Consider the following 12,213-nt stretch of genomic DNA (forward strand, 5'->3'; position numbering starts at 1 on the left):
GTTTTAGGGTATTTTGACAGAAATTTGCGCAGTGAAACCATGTTATCTAGACGGCAGAAACACATATTAATAAAATTTTTCAGCCTATTTTCAGTAGTTAGAGGTTATAATATTTTAGTCGTTGTTGTTGCACAATATTTGGCTTCAGTTTACATTTTTGCACATTACAAACCTTTAAAATCCGTTTTATTAGATGTCAATCTACTAATGTTGGTGTTAGCGTCTACCGCAACAATTGCTTCTGGGTATATTATCAATAATTTTTATGACTCCGAAAAAGATTTAATAAACAAGCCTAGAAAATCTATGTTAGATAGGTTAGTGAGTCAAAATACCAAATTATCGTTCTACTTTATTTTAAATTTTTTAGCTGTTGTTTTTGCCAGTTATGTGTCCTTTAAAGCAGTTTTGTTTTTTGCCTTATATATTTTTGCTATTTGGTTGTATTCGCATCGTTTAAAAAAACAACCTATAGTTGGTAATTTAGTATCTGCAATATTAACGGTTACGCCGTTTTTTGTTCTTTTTATATATTATAAAAATTTTGAAAGAGTCGTTTTTGCACATGGCGTCTTTTTGTTTTTAATAGTGTCCATGAGAGAACTCACAAAAGATCTAGAAAACTTAAAAGGCGATTTGGCATTAAATTATAGAACCGTTCCCGTGGTTTATGGAGAACAAGTATCAAAACGTATGCTTACCGTTGTCGGTGTATTTACAATTATATCAGCATTATTGCTCATTAGTTTTTTTAAAATAGGGCATATGTATTATTACTTTTACCTAAGTATAGTGTTATTACTCATCTACTTTATCATATTACTAAAATCTAATAAGAAGCCACATTACTTAATTTTACATAATATTTTAAAATTTATTATTGTTGTTGGTATATTTTCCATTTTATTAATAGATGTCTCTGTAGTCTTAAATCGTATATAAATGAATAATACTTTAAAAATAGCGATGGCTCAAATTGCGCCAGTTTGGTTAGATAAAAGTGCAACATTGCTCAAAGTTAAAACGGCAATTGAAGAAGCTGCAAAGGAACACTGTGAACTTATTGTTTTTGGTGAAGCTTTATTACCAGGTTATCCGTTTTGGTTGGCCTTAACCGAAGGAGCAGCATGGGATAAAACGGTAAACAAAGAATTGCATGCGCATTACGTAAGAAACTCTATTTGTATAGAACATGGTGAATTAGACGTTGTATGCCAACTAGCGAGACGTCACAAAATAGCAATATACCTTGGTATCATAGAACGGCCAACAGATAGAGGAGGTCATAGTATCTATGCCTCATTAGTGTATATTGATAACAAAGGCGAAATACAATCTGTTCATAGAAAATTACAACCCACTTATGATGAACGCCTCACTTGGGCACCAGGTGATGGTAACGGATTACGTGTACATAAGTTAAAAGACTTTACAGTTGGAGGTCTTAATTGTTGGGAAAACTGGATGCCATTACCACGAACCGCATTGTATGGACAAGGTGAAAATTTACACATTGCTGTATGGCCAGGTAGTGATCACAATACTAAAGATATTACTCGTTTTATAGCAAAAGAATCTAGGTCTTATGTCGTTTCAGTGTCTAGTTTAATGTCTACAGCAGATTTCTCAAAGGATACACCACATAGAGATGCAATTTTAAACAAAGCACCAAAAATTCTAGCTAATGGCGGAAGCTGTATTGCAGGTCCTGATGGTGAGTGGATTGTAGAGCCTGTTTTACATAAAGAAGGTTTAATAATTCAATCAATAGATTTTAATAGAGTTTTAGAAGAACGTCAAAATTTTGATCCAGTTGGACACTATTCCAGACCAGATGTTACCAAGCTTACCGTAAATAGAGAACGACAAACAACTGTAGAAATTAAGTAGTTAATATCAACTATTGTTATACCTTTGCAAAAAGTTAAAACATGAGCAGAAATCAAGATAGCAAAGGCAAAGGGAAAACTTCAGGAAGAGGAAATGCTAATAGCAAAAACAAAAGTTATGCTAGAGGAAACGCTCCTTTTAAAAAGAAACCAAAAGCTGCAAAGCAAGGAACAAATTCTGATGAAATCAGATTAAATAAATATATCGCCAATTCTGGTATGTGTTCGCGTAGAGAAGCTGATGAAAATATAGCCATTGGTTTAGTAAGTGTTAACGGAAAAATTGTAACCGAAATGGGTTACAAAGTTAAACGTACAGACGAAGTAAAGTTTGACGGACAACGAATTACTCCAGAAGCTAAAGTGTACGTTTTACTAAACAAACCTAAAGGATTTGCTACGACAACAGCAGAAGGAAAAGGCCGAACAGTTATGGACTTAGTCGCCAATGCAACTAATGCAAATATTAAACCTATTGGTCGATTAGGAAGAAATTCTTTAGGCTTATTGTTGTTTACAAATGATGATAAAGTGGTTCAGAAATTCACTAATTCTAAAAATGGTGTTGCGCGATTGTTTCAGGTAGAATTAGATAAAAACTTAAAATTCGAAGATTTAAAAAGAATTCAAGAAGGGTTTAAGGTTGATGGAAAACTAGTGGCTGTGGAAGAGATTAGTTACATACAAGATGAGTCTAAAAATCAAGTAGGCATTAAGATTAAAAATACCGGAAATACCATTCTTCGTACTATTTTTGACCATTTTAACTATGATATTGTAAAAATAGATTGTGTGGCTATTGGTCATTTAACCAAAAAGGATATTCCTCGTGGTCATTGGAAACATCTTACAGAGCAAGAGGTTAACACGTTAAAAATGATATAAGCGTTTAGTCTTCTACTTTAAATGTATAGGTAGATATTAAGTGCTCTTCTAGATATAAGTGTACATCATAAAAACCTTTTTTTGTAAATTGATGTTCTATTTTTAAGGTAGAATTTAGAACAGAAATAGGCATAGGTATAATGTTTTCAATGCTTGTGCCATTATCAATTTTAAATACAACATCCTTAGGTTGAATCGGTTTTTTAAGTTGATATTCAAACCGAACATGTTCAAAACGCTTAATAGTTTGATGCATTTGTTTAGGAAGCGTATGTTGATCTAAACTTTCATAGGCTTTGCCATAAATGATTGGCGCTGCTAAAAATGCATTAAACGTAGGCGCATTATCTTCTAAAAGCGACCATTTTGCTTCAACCGGAAAATGATTAACTGCAAACAGTTTTGGTTCAGCTAAAAAGAAACCATCGTTGTATTGAAAGCTAAAATGATTTGTCTTTGGGTTAGGAATTCCACTAGCCCAAGTGGGATCGCATAAGTACCATTTCTTATTGAGTTTTACGGCATTCCACGAATGATTGGGTAGGTCTAATGTTTCAATATTTGTTGTGCTTACTCTTCCGTAACCTTGAATAATGTTGCATTCTATGTTGGCTAGTTTGGCTAGTTCTCTCACTAAGTAAGCGTAACCCGTACAAATTGTAGTGTTATTTTTAAGTAATTTTTTAAACAGCTTTTTTTTGAAGTTTTTATTCCAATTTTTAAGTTTTATACTATCATTTTTAAAACGATGACGTTGGTGTTTGTTTCTTAAATACAAACTATAATTATTTGAAATATTATGACAAACCCAAAAGTAAATAGCTCTAAATTTTTCAGCATCTGTGTCTAAATTACACGTCAGTTGATAAGCTAATTTTGGTAAATTATAAAGCCCTTCATTGTTGTAAGACAAAGCTATGCTATCTGCTTTTTTAAAATCTATATGATTAAAATCAGAGATTTGTGCAAAAGAATGTTTCGCAATAATGAAGAGCAATATATTTACAATCGTTTTTAAATAACGCATCTAAGTATTGGACCAATGATGTTTATGGATGTTGTAATTAATCCTTTCGTTTAGATTTGTATGGTTTACCAGTATCTAAGGTGCCAATCATAGTTACATCATCTAAAGTTAATTTTACAGTAATAAACGAAGTGTCTTCTTTTATTTCTACTTTTTGAGTTTCATAACCGATGTAACTAAAAAGTAAAACATCGCCTACATTTAATTTTTTAGGAAATGTAAATTCGCCTTTTTCATTAGTTGTTGTGCCATTAACTGTGCCTTCTTGCACAATGTTTACACCAAGTAGCACATCTGTTTCGTCGCTAACGATGCCTTTAATTGTGCGTTCCTTTGTAATCGATTTCGAGTTGTTTTCGTTTTTAGTCTGAGAGAATGTAGGATGACTAACAAACAAAGTAAGTATCAATAAACTAATAAAGCTAAAGGTTGTTAAATGTTTTTTTTGCGGTAATGTGACATGTTGTTTCATAATATCTGTGTTTTGTTTTCTTCAAATCTAGATGTTATGCTTACAAGTTAATAATAGTTTTGAGTAACAGCAACCTATGAGTTCGTAAAGTCGTGTTTTTGGTAAGTGACGCGCTTCATGTAGTATGAACACGAGCTACGTTGTATTTAAAATTTTAAATAAAAAAAAGTACTCTCGTTACATTTAAAACTCGAGTACTTTACTATCAATCAATCAAATTTTCGTTTTACATGGTGCTTGCTTTTATAGGGCAACCAATGGCTTTTGTAAGGTTTGGACTTGGCTTTTCCCCTTTTTCTAATGCAGCAATGGCATCTTCAACGTATTTTACTTTTACGTTTTCTGGCGATTTAGCGTTGTCATCAATTGAGCCAATGTATTGTACTTTTCTTTCACTATCTAATAAAAATACATGAGGTGTTCTTACAGCACCATATTGAGGGTATATTTTTTGTCCTTCATCTACTAAATATACAAATGGAAAACCTTTGTCTTTTGCGCGTGTTTGCATTGCTGCAAAACCTTCTTTTTCATTTTCTGGACTATTAGGATTAATAGCAATAACAGAATAGCCTTTAGGTGCATATGCGTTGTGCAATTCTATTAAACGGTCTTCATAAAGTTTAGCAAAAGGACATTCGTTACAAGTAAAAGTGACTATATAACCTTTTGCATTGTCTATACTAGCTAATGAAACCATTTCACCATTGACGTTTTTAAGGTTAAAATCGGTTGCAACATCGCCAATTTTATAACCACCAATCTCTTCTAAAGTTTTAGTTTGTTCTGGGCCATGACCACCACCAGGAGGTGGTCCTTTTCTATCGCCTTTTCCCTTTGGTGGATGTCCTTTTGGAGGATGACCATTAGGATCGTGTTTTTGGTTTTCAGTAATTGTTTCGGCAGAGTTACTAGCTTTGTCTTTACAAGATACTAGAGCAGTTGTGGATATAACAACAGCGGCTATGAATACACTTATTTTTTTCATTCTATTTATTAATTAAAGTTTTGGTAAATTTCGTTTTCTAAGTCGTTAATATTTTCAAAAGGGCGTTCGTAAAATAAACGTTTTTCATGGTTAAAGATTATTGTAAATGGAATAGCTCCCGACCAATTGGGATCTATTTTGTCTATCCAAGTATTTGAGTCAGGATCATCTAATAGTACCACCTTTGTAGTAATATTTTGTTCTAATAAAAAGGGTTTAAGTTGTGTGTCAATGTCTTTAGGAAAATCTAGACTCACTAATAACAGTTCTATGTTTGCGTTTTTATTGGCGTATTCTTGTAAATATGGCAATTCCTTTACACAAGGTGCACACCACATCGCCCAAAAATTCACAATAGTTATTTTGCTTTGTTCGGTATATAGTAATGGCTCTAATTCTTCAAAATTATATACAGGAACTTCTGAAATCTGAAGTTTTTTTGTAGAATCACATGAGGTGATAAAACAAATTATGAGCGTAAAAAGGAATAGTTTTTTAAGTGTAGTAATCATTAAATAGTATTATTCATTCATTAGACTTAGATTGAGGAAAAAAGTTTAATTGAATATATATTTATTTCAAAATTTATACTAACATGCAGTTTTGAGTCGTATTAAGACCATAAAATGAGGTGTTTAAAAAAAAATAAAAAATGTTTTTTTTATTAAAAAATAAATTACATTTGCGGCGAAAATTGGTGTTAATTTAATTTAAGATTTTAAAGCCAGTTTTTAGCTGAACAATTGAAACATGTTTTTATGTTCGGGCTTTTGAAAATTAGGAAGTCATATTCAAAAGCAGCTTATAGGTTAAGTAACCGAATTTTAGAGCTAACTTCCGCTTCTGCGATAGCTGCTAGTCAGCATATTTATGGTTTTGTACCAACTACACAAAGCCAAATTCAGGTATGATATAACGTAACCTTAACGGAGTTTTACGCATATATTTTTTAATTTACATACTTTAAGTCCCATACGTTGGGAATTTTATCATAATTACATCATGAATAATAAATACATTGATCTTATTGATCAATCCTTTCACTTTCCTCAAGACGAATTTAAACTTGAAGGCAAATCTTTACGTTTCCATAATGTAGACCTTATGAAATTGGTTGAAGAGCATGGAGCACCTTTGAAATTTACGTATTTACCTCAAATTTCTAATAACATTCAGCGTGCAAAAACGTGGTTTGCTGAAGCGTTTAAGAAACACAATTACAAGGGTGAATACAACTATTGTTATTGTACAAAAAGTTCACACTTTAAACACGTTTTAGATGAAGCTTTAACGAACGATATTCATATTGAAACCTCTTCAGCTTTTGATATTGATATTGTACGTGCGCTTAAAAAAGAGGGAAAAATCACCAATAACACGTACGTGTTAAGTAATGGTTTTAAACGCGAAAAGTACATTACAAATATAGCTGAGCTAATTAATGATGGTCATAAAAACTGTATTCCTATAATTGATAATTACGAGGAAATAGATTTATTATCAGAAGAAATAAACGGTAAGTTTCAAGTTGGTATTAGAATTGCTTCCGAAGAGGAACCAAAGTTTGAATTCTATACCTCGCGTTTAGGAATTGGTTATAAAAACATTGTGCCTTTTTACAAATCTCAAATTCAAGATAATAAAAAAGTAGAGCTAAAAATGTTACACTTTTTCATTAACACAGGCATAAGAGATAACGCATATTACTGGAATGAGTTGCACAAATGTCTAAAAGTCTACACAGCTTTAAAGAAAATTTGTCCATCATTAAATAGTTTAAATATAGGAGGTGGTTTTCCTATTAAAAATTCGTTGGCTTTCGATTTTGATTATGCGTATATGGTAGACGAAATTGTAAATCAAATTAAATTGGTTTGTGAGGAAGAAGAGGTAGATGTACCTAACATTTTTACTGAATTTGGAAGTTTCACAGTAGGCGAAAGTGGAGGTGCTATTTATAAAATACTTTACCAAAAGCAACAGAACGACCGTGAAAAATGGAACATGATAAACTCCTCTTTCATTACAACATTACCAGATACTTGGGCAATTAATAAACGTTTTGTGATGTTGCCCATTAATCGTTGGAATGATAGTTACGAGCGTGTACTTTTAGGAGGTTTAACGTGCGATAGCGATGATTATTATAACAGTGAGCAACACGTTAACGCCATTTATTTACCAAAGTATAATAAAGACAAACCTTTATATATTGGCTTTTTTAACACAGGAGCGTACCAAGAAACCATTGGCGGTTTTGGTGGATTACAACATTGTTTAATTCCAACACCAAAGCATGTTTTAATTCAGAAAGATGCAGAAGGCAATTTAAGTACTCGTGTATTTGCAGAGCAGCAAAAGAGTGAAAATTTATTAGGCATTTTGGGTTATGAAACTGAGACAAAAGAATCTACAATAATTACGTCAAAAGAACTTTTAGAAAATAAAATTTAGAGTAAAAGATTATGAACAAACAAAATTACGCTGGTATTCCAGATGAGTTAGCAAAATTAGAAACAGCTAAAATTGTTCTAATTCCTGTACCTTACGATGGTACAAGTACTTGGCAAAAAGGAGCAGATAAAGGGCCTGATGCTTTTTTAGATGCTTCTGCAAATATGGAACTTTATGATATTGAAACAGATTCTGAAGTTTACCAACAAGGTGTATTCTTAGCAGATGCTGTTACAGAAAACGCGTCACCAGAATCTATGGTAGAAGCGGTTCATTTAGCAACAAAAAAATACATCAAGAAAAATAAATTTGTTACTGTTTTTGGTGGCGAACATTCTATTTCAATTGGTACTATTAGAGCATTCAATGAAATGTTTGATGACTTAACTGTCTTACATATTGATGCACACGCAGATTTACGTGAAAGTTATGACGGTTCTAAATGCAACCATGCTTGTGCTGTTTATGAAGCGAGTCAAACTACCAATTTAATTCAAGTAGGTATTCGTTCTATGGATGTCATTGAAAAGACGGTAATGGACGAAGATAAAACATACTTTGCTCACGAGATGGCAGAAGATGATAGCTGGATGGATTCTGCCATAGATCAAATGACAGATAATGTATTTATTACATTCGATTTAGATGCACTAGATCCTTCAATTATGCCAAGCACTGGCACACCAGAACCAGGAGGATTATTGTATTATGAAACTTTGGAATTCTTAAAACAAGTGTTTGAAGAAAAGAATGTGGTTGGTTTTGATATTGTGGAATTATGTCCGAATGAAAATGAAAAATCATCCGACTTTTTAGCAGCAAAACTCTATTACAAAATGTTAAGTTACAAGTTTCAAAATGAAGATAGTGAAGATGCTTTTGAAAGTAACTTCAACGATGCAAATAACCAAGGACATAAAAAATCTAAATTCCAAACAGAAGATGACTACTAATAAAGGCGAAATTTCAAAATTCATTGAAAAGTATTATTTACATTTTAATGCGGCTGCTTTAGTTGATGCAGCAAAAGGCTACGAAGACCAATTAAATTCTGGAGCAAAGATGTTAGTGTCTTTAGCTGGTGCTATGAGTACTGCAGAATTAGGGAAGATTTTTGCAGAAATGATACGTCAAGACAAAGTTCAAATTGTGTCTTGTACAGGTGCAAATTTAGAAGAAGATATCATGAATTTGGTAGCGCATTCACATTACAAACGTGTGCCAAATTATAGAGATTTAACACCTCAAGATGAGTGGGATTTATTAGAGAAAGGCTTAAACCGAGTAACAGATACTTGTATTCCAGAAGAAGAAGCTTTTAGACGCATTCAAGAACATATCGTTAAAATTTGGAAAGAGGCTGAAGCTAAAGGCGAACGCTATTTGCCACATGAGTATATGTACAAATTATTGTTATCTGGTGTTTTAGAAGAGCATTACGAAATAGATTTAAAAGATTCTTGGATGTATGCTGCTGCAGAAAAAAACTTACCTATAGTTTGTCCTGGTTGGGAAGATAGCACCATGGGAAACATTTTTGCAAGCTACGTACTTAAAGGCGAGTTAAAAGCAAGTACCATGAAATCTGGTATAGAATACATGACATTTTTAGCAGATTGGTACACAGATAATTCTAAAGATGGTATTGGTTTCTTTCAAATTGGAGGCGGAATTGCAGGCGATTTCCCAATTTGTGTAGTGCCAATGTTATACCAAGATATGGAACGTACAGACACACCATTCTGGAGTTATTTTTGTCAGATTAGTGATAGTACAACAAGTTATGGTTCATATTCTGGTGCAGTACCAAACGAAAAAATAACTTGGGGAAAGCTAGATATTAATACACCAAAGTTCATCATAGAAAGTGATGCTACTATTGTTGCACCATTAATTTTTGCTTATCTCTTGGATATGTAATCATGGACAATCAAAAGATTGACAACATAGAATTAAAGTTTCTAACGGTTGATGATTTTGAAGAATTAAAGTCAGCAACCTTAGAATCTTATGGTGGCGTTTTAGATTCCTACTGGAAAAAACATCACATAGAACGTTTAACTTCTATTTTTCCGCAAGGGCAAGTGGTTATAAAAATCGATGGTAATATTGCAGGTTGCGCATTGTCTCTCATTGTGGATTATGACAGTATAGATGATGAGCATACCTATGCAGATATTATTAAAGGAGATACATTTAAAAATCACGATGCTAATGGCGATGTACTTTATGGTATTGATGTATTTATAAAACCAGAATACAGAGGATTACGTTTAGGAAGACGTTTATATGATTACAGAAAAGAAATTTGTGAAACCCTTAATTTAAAAGGAATTGTCTTTGGTGGACGAATGCCAAATTACCATAAACACAAAGGATTTACACCTAAAGAATACATTGAAAAGGTAAAGCGAAAGGAAATACATGATCCGGTTTTAAACTTTCAAATTTCAAATGACTTTCATCCTGTACGCGTGTTAAAAGGCTATTTAGAAGGCGATACAGCATCCAATGAATATGCTGTTTTAATGGAATGGGATAATATTTATTATACAAAAAAAAGCAAGCGCGCTTCAGCGATAAAAACCGTTGTGAGATTAGGACTTATTCAATGGCAAATGCGTCCTTATAAAGATTTAGATGCGTTGATGCAGCAAGTAGAATATTTTGTAGATAGTGTGTCTGCATATCGTTCAGATTTCGCCGTGTTTCCTGAGTTTTTTAATGCGCCATTAATGGCAAAGTACAATCATTTGCACGAGCCACAAGCCATTAGAGAATTAGCAGGTTACACTAAGGTTATTGTAGAAAAAATGCAGCAATTGTCTATTTCGTACAATATAAATATCATTACAGGTAGTATGCCAGAATTGGTGGATGATGTGTTGTATAATGTAGGCTATTTATGCAGAAGAGATGGAAGTTTAGAGCGCTATGAAAAAATCCATGTCACACCAGATGAAGCTAAAGTTTGGGGAATGCAACGCGGAAATGAATTAAAAACGTTTGAAACTGATGCAGGAAAAATAGGCATATTAATTTGTTATGATTCGGAGTTTCCAGAATTATCAAGGTTATTAGCAGATGAAGGTATGGACATTTTATTTGTACCATTTTTAACAGATACGCAAAATGGATATTCTAGAGTGCGTCTATGTGCGCAAGCAAGAGCAGTGGAAAATGAGTGTTATGTTGCCATTGCTGGTAGTGTAGGTAATTTGCCAAATGTAAATAATATGGATATACAATATGCACAATCTGCCGTGTTTACGCCTTGTGATTTTTCGTTTCCAAGTAATGGTATAAAAGCGGAAGCAACGACCAATACCGAAATGATTTTGGTAGCAGATGTGGACCTCAGTCTTTTACGAGAATTACATGCTTTTGGTGCTGTAAAAAATTTAAAAGATAGAAGAAAAGATGTTTATGAAGTTGTACGTGTAAACAAATAAGTATTATATTTAAAAAAAATTAGCATTAGAAATATTATTAAAAAATGAAACCGAAAGACGCACATTTAAAACGAGTTATAGTTGATTTTAAAAAATTAACACCAGAAATTTTAGCACTACTTGTGGAGAAATATCCTGACGGCTACGATGATGGAAATGTAATTTCGTTTAAAAATGCAAAGAATGAAACTGTAGAAGCTGTTGAAGTTACAACTGAAGATACTAAGTATTTAGTTAAAGTTAGTACAAAGCTAGAGCAGACTATGGAAAATTATGATGAAGATGATTATGAAGATTTTGATGATGATGATCCAAACGCAGTCGTAGATCCGGAATTAGAACCTGGAGCTGAAGACGAAGATTTTGGTTAAATCTTAGTTGCTAATTTTTGAATATTTTTGTAATTTACTGTATATTAAAGTGTTGTAATTTTAAATGGTTGAATTATGGAAACATCATTTCATGTCTCTTTACCGTGTGTAAGTGTAAAAGAAACTAAGAATTTCTACATTAATAGTATTGGAGCTTCTAGCGGAAGGTCTGGTAAAAATTGGTTAGATGTAAATTTATTTGGCCACCAAATAACATTTATTCAAGCCGAAAAATTCAATTTTAATAATCCCAATTATGTATTTGAAGGTAAGTTGTTGCCATCGTTTCATTTTGGTGTTATTGTCAATGAAGACAACTGGAAGGACTTGTATGAAAAACTGAAAAATTTAAACTTAAATGTAGTCACACAAACCACGTTTTTGTCAGATAAGCCAGGAGAGCATTTGTCTTTTTTTATTAAGGATCCTAGTGATTATATGTTAGAATTTAAAAGCTTTAAAAATTCTAAAGACGTTTTTAAAGCTTAAAATCAAATTTTTAATTTAATCTAAACGTTAGTTAGACTAAAAAGAACTTCTACAATTATAGCTACAGTAATTATAGCCTTAAGGTTATATTCTAAAAGCATTTGGGCTTGAGGTAGCAAATTCCCAAAACCACACATTATTTAGTTATAGATACTACGAGGATTGCAAAACCTTGCACGTATTGAG

The 12,213-nt window shown here is 32.6% G+C and carries 13 protein-coding genes; 9 read left to right on the forward strand and 4 right to left on the reverse strand.

The annotated features are described in order from the left end of the window. The first annotated feature begins 39 nt into the window (after positions 1-39). From HNV08_RS04255 to HNV08_RS04265, 3 genes are read left to right on the forward strand one after another with little or no spacing between them, the layout of a single operon-like run. Positions 40-942: a geranylgeranylglycerol-phosphate geranylgeranyltransferase gene (locus HNV08_RS04255; protein WP_173279930.1), complete on the forward strand. Its 903-nt coding sequence runs from the start codon at positions 40-42 to the stop codon at positions 940-942. Further along, complete coding sequence (locus HNV08_RS04260) at positions 943-1,890, forward strand: carbon-nitrogen hydrolase family protein (RefSeq protein WP_173279931.1); 948 nt, start codon at positions 943-945, stop codon at positions 1,888-1,890. A gap of 41 nt (positions 1,891-1,931) precedes the next feature. After that, on the forward strand, positions 1,932-2,774 hold the full coding sequence (locus HNV08_RS04265) for a pseudouridine synthase (protein WP_173279932.1): 843 nt from the start codon (positions 1,932-1,934) through the stop codon (positions 2,772-2,774). Positions 2,775-2,778: 4 nt separating this feature from the next. Here the strand turns inward: HNV08_RS04265 and HNV08_RS04270 are convergent, their stop codons facing one another. The 4 genes from HNV08_RS04270 to HNV08_RS04285 all read right to left on the reverse strand — a co-directional run bounded on the left by HNV08_RS04270 (position 2,779) and on the right by HNV08_RS04285 (position 5,773). Further along, on the reverse strand, positions 2,779-3,801 hold the full coding sequence (locus HNV08_RS04270) for a transglutaminase domain-containing protein (protein WP_173279933.1): 1,023 nt from the start codon (positions 3,799-3,801) through the stop codon (positions 2,779-2,781). 37 nt (positions 3,802-3,838) lie between these two features. Further along, positions 3,839-4,273: a carboxypeptidase-like regulatory domain-containing protein gene (locus HNV08_RS04275; protein WP_173279934.1), complete on the reverse strand. Its 435-nt coding sequence runs from the start codon at positions 4,271-4,273 to the stop codon at positions 3,839-3,841. Positions 4,274-4,499: 226 nt separating this feature from the next. After that, entirely contained in the window at positions 4,500-5,261 is a 762-nt protein-coding gene (locus HNV08_RS04280; RefSeq protein WP_173279935.1) for a thioredoxin family protein, read from the reverse strand. 8 nt (positions 5,262-5,269) lie between these two features. Then, positions 5,270-5,773 (reverse strand): TlpA family protein disulfide reductase, encoded by a 504-nt coding sequence (locus tag HNV08_RS04285; protein WP_173279936.1) that lies wholly within the window; start codon positions 5,771-5,773, stop codon positions 5,270-5,272. A gap of 490 nt (positions 5,774-6,263) precedes the next feature. Here HNV08_RS04285 and HNV08_RS04290 point away from each other — a divergent pair, with 490 nt between their 5' ends. The 6 genes from HNV08_RS04290 (at position 6,264) to HNV08_RS04315 (ending at position 12,027) form a co-directional block, all read left to right on the forward strand. After that, entirely contained in the window at positions 6,264-7,715 is a 1,452-nt protein-coding gene (locus HNV08_RS04290; RefSeq protein WP_173279937.1) for an arginine decarboxylase, read from the forward strand. A gap of 11 nt (positions 7,716-7,726) precedes the next feature. After that, complete coding sequence (gene speB / locus HNV08_RS04295) at positions 7,727-8,668, forward strand: agmatinase (protein ID WP_173279938.1); 942 nt, start codon at positions 7,727-7,729, stop codon at positions 8,666-8,668. Next, positions 8,658-9,635: a deoxyhypusine synthase family protein gene (locus HNV08_RS04300; protein ID WP_173279939.1), complete on the forward strand. Its 978-nt coding sequence runs from the start codon at positions 8,658-8,660 to the stop codon at positions 9,633-9,635. Before speB ends, HNV08_RS04300 begins: the two co-directional genes overlap by 11 nt. Before the next feature lie 2 nt (positions 9,636-9,637). Further along, positions 9,638-11,167 (forward strand): carbon-nitrogen hydrolase family protein, encoded by a 1,530-nt coding sequence (locus HNV08_RS04305; RefSeq protein ID WP_173279940.1) that lies wholly within the window; start codon positions 9,638-9,640, stop codon positions 11,165-11,167. A gap of 44 nt (positions 11,168-11,211) precedes the next feature. Continuing rightward, positions 11,212-11,538 (forward strand): hypothetical protein, encoded by a 327-nt coding sequence (locus HNV08_RS04310; RefSeq protein ID WP_173279941.1) that lies wholly within the window; start codon positions 11,212-11,214, stop codon positions 11,536-11,538. 75 nt (positions 11,539-11,613) lie between these two features. Further along, positions 11,614-12,027, forward strand: a complete 414-nt coding sequence (locus HNV08_RS04315) for a VOC family protein (RefSeq protein WP_173279942.1) — start codon at positions 11,614-11,616, stop codon at positions 12,025-12,027. Positions 12,028-12,213 lie beyond the last annotated feature (186 nt).

The sequence above is a fragment of the Winogradskyella eckloniae genome (genome assembly GCF_013249045.1).
In the GTDB taxonomy this organism is placed as follows: domain Bacteria; phylum Bacteroidota; class Bacteroidia; order Flavobacteriales; family Flavobacteriaceae; genus Winogradskyella; species Winogradskyella eckloniae.

Bases quoted from the DNA above. Each gene is read 5' to 3' on its own strand.
- HNV08_RS04255 (WP_173279930.1), top strand. From the start codon at position 40: ATGTTATCTAGACGGCAGAAACACATATTAATAAAATTTTTCAGCCTA.
- HNV08_RS04260 (WP_173279931.1), top strand. From the start codon at position 943: ATGAATAATACTTTAAAAATAGCGATGGCTCAAATTGCGCCAGTTTGG.
- HNV08_RS04265 (WP_173279932.1), top strand. From the start codon at position 1,932: ATGAGCAGAAATCAAGATAGCAAAGGCAAAGGGAAAACTTCAGGAAGA.
- HNV08_RS04270 (WP_173279933.1), bottom strand. From the start codon at position 3,801: ATGCGTTATTTAAAAACGATTGTAAATATATTGCTCTTCATTATTGCG.
- HNV08_RS04275 (WP_173279934.1), bottom strand. From the start codon at position 4,273: ATGAAACAACATGTCACATTACCGCAAAAAAAACATTTAACAACCTTT.
- HNV08_RS04280 (WP_173279935.1), bottom strand. From the start codon at position 5,261: ATGAAAAAAATAAGTGTATTCATAGCCGCTGTTGTTATATCCACAACT.
- HNV08_RS04285 (WP_173279936.1), bottom strand. From the start codon at position 5,773: ATGATTACTACACTTAAAAAACTATTCCTTTTTACGCTCATAATTTGT.
- HNV08_RS04290 (WP_173279937.1), top strand. From the start codon at position 6,264: ATGAATAATAAATACATTGATCTTATTGATCAATCCTTTCACTTTCCT.
- speB (WP_173279938.1), top strand. From the start codon at position 7,727: ATGAACAAACAAAATTACGCTGGTATTCCAGATGAGTTAGCAAAATTA.
- HNV08_RS04300 (WP_173279939.1), top strand. From the start codon at position 8,658: ATGACTACTAATAAAGGCGAAATTTCAAAATTCATTGAAAAGTATTAT.
- HNV08_RS04305 (WP_173279940.1), top strand. From the start codon at position 9,638: ATGGACAATCAAAAGATTGACAACATAGAATTAAAGTTTCTAACGGTT.
- HNV08_RS04310 (WP_173279941.1), top strand. From the start codon at position 11,212: ATGAAACCGAAAGACGCACATTTAAAACGAGTTATAGTTGATTTTAAA.
- HNV08_RS04315 (WP_173279942.1), top strand. From the start codon at position 11,614: ATGGAAACATCATTTCATGTCTCTTTACCGTGTGTAAGTGTAAAAGAA.